This window comes from Oleiphilus sp. HI0086, assembly GCF_001635225.1.
The window spans coordinates 1-220 of sequence record NZ_LWFZ01000361.1 but is presented as its reverse complement, the minus strand read 5'-3'; the positions used below and the strand labels follow the sequence as shown (position 1 = coordinate 220).

Annotated in this window: 1 protein-coding gene; it reads right to left on the bottom strand. The window is 46.8% G+C overall.

Translation table 11 applies throughout. The features are described 5' to 3' along the window. Positions 1–220: hypothetical protein (locus A3756_RS28575; RefSeq protein WP_231875484.1), on the bottom strand; the 220-nt coding region annotated here is incomplete at both ends.

The window sequence follows — 220 nt, the reverse complement described above, 5'->3', positions numbered from 1 at the left end:
TTACCTCAGGTCGAAATTGACGAAGCCAGACTTCTTTATCTAATGTCATTGTCTGCAAGTCATAAAAAAATAAGCCGGGCCGCAGTGTTCCTTGCCCTGCCCCAAAAGCCAAATACCAAAGAGGATCCCCACCAAAAGCATCGGGAAGAGTCAGGGCGGTAGGCTTGCTTGTACACGGCCCCATTGAAGTGTGTTTAAATTCAGCCAATAAAGAAGGTGT